This window comes from Streptomyces adustus, from assembly GCF_009377175.1.
GTDB lineage: Bacteria > Actinomycetota > Actinomycetes > Streptomycetales > Streptomycetaceae > Streptomyces > Streptomyces adustus.
In genome coordinates this window covers 1-4,971 of sequence record NZ_VJZD01000409.1, presented here as the reverse complement: position 1 = coordinate 4,971, position 4,971 = coordinate 1, and the positions used below count along the sequence as shown (strand labels likewise).

Genomic DNA, 4,971 nt, shown 5'->3' with positions numbered 1-4,971 from the left:
CCCCTGTACTCCAGGGGCGGCCGCCCGTCTCGTCATCACGACTCTCCGTACACCGGCGAGGACCCAGGACCCGTCGCCGCCCGGCCGGTGGTCCACCGGCGAAGATCCAGGACCCGCCGCCCGGCTACAGACCCGAGGCCGTCACGCGGCGTCGCGTGTGCGTCGCGCCGGGGCACCATCGGTCCCGGTCGACCCCAGCACCCGTACCGCGTCGGACACGCGCGTGTAGACACCGGGGCTTCCTGCCCGTCCGCAGCCGCTCCCCCACGACACGAGCCCGATCAGCTTCCCCCCGGCCACCAACGGGCCGCCACTGTCCCCCTGGCAGGCGTCCTTGCCGCCCGCGGTCTCCCCGGCGCACAGCATGCTGGCCGCGAGATAGGTTCCGTCGGCACCGCCGCGCGGATAGGCCCGCTCGCACCGGGCGTCCTCCAGCACGTGCACCTGCGCGGCCCGCAGAGTGTGCACATAGTCGCCGGCCCCGGAGACATCGCCCCATCCGTAGACCGTGGCGGCCGTACCGGGTGCGTACGCGGGGTCGCTCTCGGCGGCCATCTTGATGACCGAGCTCGCGGGCAGCGGCTCCGCGAGGGTCAGCACGGCGAAGTCGCCGGCGTTACTGACACTGTCGTAGTCCGGATTCACCCAGGTGTCGTGCACGGCTATCTCCTGGCCCTGGGACGAGAGCAGGTCGGTACGGTTCGCGATCACCTTGAGGTCGTCGGCACGCCCCGACCCCGTCCCCAGTGCCTCGTCGCTGACGCAGTGGGCGGCGGTGAGGATCTTGGTCGAGCCGATCGCCACCCCGCCGCAGAATTGGCCCGCTCGCGTACCTCCGAACCGGTCACGGCTCGACAGCGCCACCGTCCACGGACTGGTGGACACGTCCACGGGGAATCCGCCGACGACGATGCTGTCGGCAGGCGCGGAAGCGGCGGACACCAGCGGTATGGCGGTCGCCGCGGCCGCCAGCACCAACGGCCGGGTCAGGGCCCGGACAGAAAGACGCCTCATGCACGTTCCTCACTCTGGGGTGGTCGTGGGAGACCCAGAGTGATCCAGCACGCCGTGACGCGCATGCGCACAAGCAGGCCGAAGGCCCGGTCCCCCTCGGGAGAACCGGGCCTTCGGCTTCGTACGACCAGGGACTAGTCCAGGTAGTCGCGCAGCACCTGGGAACGCGACGGGTGACGCAGCTTGGACATCGTCTTGGACTCGATCTGCCGGATGCGCTCACGCGTGACGCCGTACACCTTGCCGATCTCGTCGAGGGTCTTCGGCTGACCGTCGGTGAGACCGAAACGCATGGAGACGACGCCTGCCTCGCGCTCGGACAGGGTGTCGAGGACGGAGTGCAGCTGCTCCTGCAGGAGGGTGAAGCTGACCGCGTCCGCGGGGACGACGGCCTCGGAGTCCTCGATGAGGTCACCGAACTCGCTGTCGCCGTCCTCGCCCAGCGGGGTGTGCAGGGAGATGGGCTCGCGGCCGTACTTCTGGACCTCGATGACCTTCTCGGGGGTCATGTCGAGTTCCTTGGCCAGCTCCTCCGGGGTGGGCTCACGGCCCAGGTCCTGGAGCATCTGGCGCTGCACGCGCGCGAGCTTGTTGATGACCTCGACCATGTGCACCGGGATACGGATGGTGCGGGCCTGGTCGGCCATGGCGCGGGTGATCGCCTGACGGATCCACCAGGTGGCGTACGTGGAGAACTTGTAGCCCTTGGTGTAGTCGAACTTCTCGACCGCGCGGATCAGACCGAGGTTGCCCTCCTGGATGAGGTCCAGGAAGAGCATGCCGCGGCCGGTGTAGCGCTTGGCCAGGGAGACCACCAGACGGAGGTTGGCCTCCAGGAGGTGGTTCTTGGCGCGGCGGCCGTCCTCGGCGATGATCTCCAGCTCGCGCTTGAGCTTCGGCGCCAGCTTGTCGGCGTTGGCCAGCTTGTCCTCGGCGAACAGGCCGGCCTCGATGCGCTTGGCGAGCTCGACCTCCTGCTCGGCGTTGAGCAGCGGGACCTTGCCGATCTGCTTGAGGTAGTCCTTGACGGGGTCCGCGGTGGCACCGGCGGCCGCGACCTGCTGCGCGGGCGCGTCGTCCTCGTCCTCGTCGGAGAGCACGAAGCCGGCGCTCTCGGTGCCCTCGGGCTCCTCGGCACCGCCCTTGACCTCTTCGAGGGCCTCGTCCTCGACGAGATCCGGGTCGTCCTTCTTGGCGCTGGTCTTCTTGGCCGCCGTCTTCTTGGCCACGGCGGTCGTCTTCTTCGCCACGGTCTTCTTCGCGGCGGTGGTCTTCTTCGCTGCCGCCTTCTTGGCGGTCGCGGCTTCCTCGGCGGAATCGGCGGTGGGGTCGGCCGGGGACGCAGGGGCGGCCGTGGTGGCGGTGGCCTTCCTGGTGGTCACCGTCTTCGCCGCAACCGTCTTGGTGGCGGTGCGCTTGGCCGGACTCTTCGCAGCGACGCTTTTTCGGGTGCGCTTGGGCTCCGCGGCACTGACCATCAGCGTCACACCCTCTTCCTCGAGGATCTGGTTGAGGCTGCGCAGTACGTTCTTCCACTGAGTGGCCGGAATCTGGTCAGCTTCGAAGGCCCGACGCACGTCATCGCCGGCGATCTGCCCCTCAGCCTTTCCCCGCTCAATGAGCGCCATGACAGAGACGGACTCGGCGATCTCCGGCGGGAGCGTACGGGATGTGCTGGCCGACACGAACAACCTCTCGGAACGTTGGAAAACGGCTTCCGGCCCCGTCCACGACGGACAGGAGCCGACCACCGGCCTTGGGGATGGGCCGACGGCGCGGGCGGGGGCCGGGAAGATTCACAGCGCCGGAAACGGCGTCCGTATTCCCTCCGCGGCAGTCACCTCTTAGGTCATCGCGTTGTCTCCATGAGCGTTACGCCCAATCTGCGTGGCCCGAGTCACACCCCTTAAGCGCTCAAAACCGGCCAGACATGGACAATAAGTGTCGCCCGGGTTACCACCAGAGGTCCACTCCGGCACGCCCGTCGTCCCGGCGCACCGCCGGACCCCGCAGGAACCGGGGCTCCTGCGGGGTCCGGCGGAGCACGGTACGCCGACCGGGCGATGTCACAGGAGGGGGGAGACATCACCGGCCGGATCGCCCATGGGGCGTGGTCAGTGCTCGCGCGGCGCGGGCACCACACGGTCCACCTCAGGGTGGGTGGTGAGGAGCAGGCGCATGGCCGTCTCGGCCGCCGCTCCGTCGCCCTCGGCGAGGGCTTCGACGATCCTGCCGTGGTGGGCCAGGGACGCCTCGGTCGGCCGGTCACAGCCCGTGACCGGACCTCCGGAGACCTGGAGGGCGGCGGACACGATCCCCGAGAGGTGCTCCAGCATGCGGTTGCCCGCGACCTGGATGAGCAGCGAGTGGAACTCGGCGTCGGCCCTGGAGAAGGTGAGGGCGTCACCCTGGCCCATGGCGTGACCCATGATCTCGACCATGTCCCCCAGTCGCTGCTGGATGTCCTCACGGCCGTGTCCGGCGGCGAGCCTGGCGGCGAGCGGCTCGATCGTCCAGCGCAGCTCGCTCAGCTCGCGACGCTGGTCGTCCCGCTGCGGCCCGAAGGCCCGCCACTCGATGATGTCCGGGTCGAGGAGGTTCCAGTCGCTGACGGGACGCACGCGCGTGCCCACGTTCGGACGGGCGCTGACCAGGCCCTTGGCCTCCAGGACGCGGAGCGACTCGCGGACGACCGTCCGGGAGACCTCGAAGCGCTGCCCGATCTCCTCGGGCACCAGCGGCCGGTCGGCACCCAGATCACCGGAGACGATCATCTGACCCAGCTGCTGAACGAGTTGGCCGTGCAGTCCGCGACCCCGGCTGCCCGCGGCCCGTCGGCCCACGCGACCCAGCTCCGGCTCAGCTCCCTCCCATACGGTTGTTCCGACCCGTTCACCGGCGGAGGCCTCGGTGTAGGGATAGCGGTCGAGTTCGCCCGGGCCGACGAGGCCGGAGTCGGCGGAGCGGGCGACGGTCATCATGGTGTGCGCAAGGGTACTCACGGATCCTTTGTCGGCGTCGTCTCCAACTCCCTTGAGGTCTTTGGTGAAAAGCACACGAAAGGGTGATCGCTCACCCCGTCGCAATTGACGCCTTATCGGAAGGAAATGAGCGCACTCCGGGGAGTTGTGCGCAGGCCGGGATGGGAAGCGCACGATCGGTGATCACCGGACCCTGCTGCGCAGGGTCGTGAGCAGATAGGCGCAGAGCAGCGCTGTAAGTGACAACGTCATTGCGCCACCCACGGGTTGGGCGATCACTCGGGCCACTCCCGCCAGATACCGCTCGCCCCCGAAGGGCCACTGCCACAGGAACGTCTCGCGCAGCCGCACCGAGAACCCGGCCGCTCTCCGTACAGACGCTCCCTGAAAGGCCTTCTGTACGAGTGGTACGACGACGACGGGCACCGCGACCACCGCGGCAAGCCCCGCGGAGGCGGACCGGAAGACACCCGCCGCCAGTACGCCGGCCCAGGCGCAGCCGACCACGAGTCCGGCCCAGGCGAAGCTCAGCGAGAACCAGTCGGCGGGAACCTGGGCGAGCTCTCCTCCGTAGACGACATAGAGCGCTTCCGCGTCGCAGCCCACCGTGAGGAAGGCCAGCAGCAGCGCGGTGGCCGCGGAGACGACGAGCTTGGCGGCGAGCAGTCCGAGTCGCCGGGGCACGGTGCCTCGATCCGCCGCGAGGGCGGGATGGCGGAACTCGTCCCCGAAGGCGAGCGCCCCGAGCAGCCCGGCGCCCAGCGCCGCGGGCGGCAGCGGCAGCTGCCTCGGCCAGGCCGCCAGCAGTCGCGGTTGGGGGGTGTGTCCGGCGCGGGCCAGGATTACGGCGGTGAGAGCCGAGGTGGCGAGCACGGCGGCGGCCGTGAGGAACCCGGTGCCGATGCCGGTGGCGCGGCGGAGCTCGTAGCGAAGGGGGCGCAGGGGGCTGGAGGCGGGGCGGACAGTGATCGGAGGC

At 69.7% G+C, this 4,971-nt stretch carries 3 protein-coding genes and 1 pseudogene; all 4 read right to left on the bottom strand.

Annotated elements, in window-relative coordinates; all coding sequences use genetic code 11:
• Window positions 1–141: 141 nt before the first annotated feature.
• Entirely contained in the window at window positions 142–1,014 is an 873-nt protein-coding gene (locus FNH09_RS44565) for a S1 family peptidase (RefSeq protein ID WP_152895577.1), read from the bottom strand.
• 134 nt (window positions 1,015–1,148) lie between these two features.
• Complete coding sequence (locus tag FNH09_RS44560; protein WP_162470046.1) at window positions 1,149–2,699, bottom strand: RNA polymerase sigma factor; 1,551 nt, start codon at window positions 2,697–2,699, stop codon at window positions 1,149–1,151.
• Window positions 2,700–3,128: 429 nt separating this feature from the next.
• A complete protein-coding gene (locus FNH09_RS44555; RefSeq protein ID WP_162470045.1) occupies window positions 3,129–4,016 on the bottom strand; it encodes an FCD domain-containing protein in 888 nt (295 codons plus the stop codon).
• A 162-nt stretch (window positions 4,017–4,178) separates the two neighbouring features.
• A pseudogene (locus FNH09_RS47395) lies at window positions 4,179–4,971 on the bottom strand (ABC transporter ATP-binding protein); the annotation flags it as partial.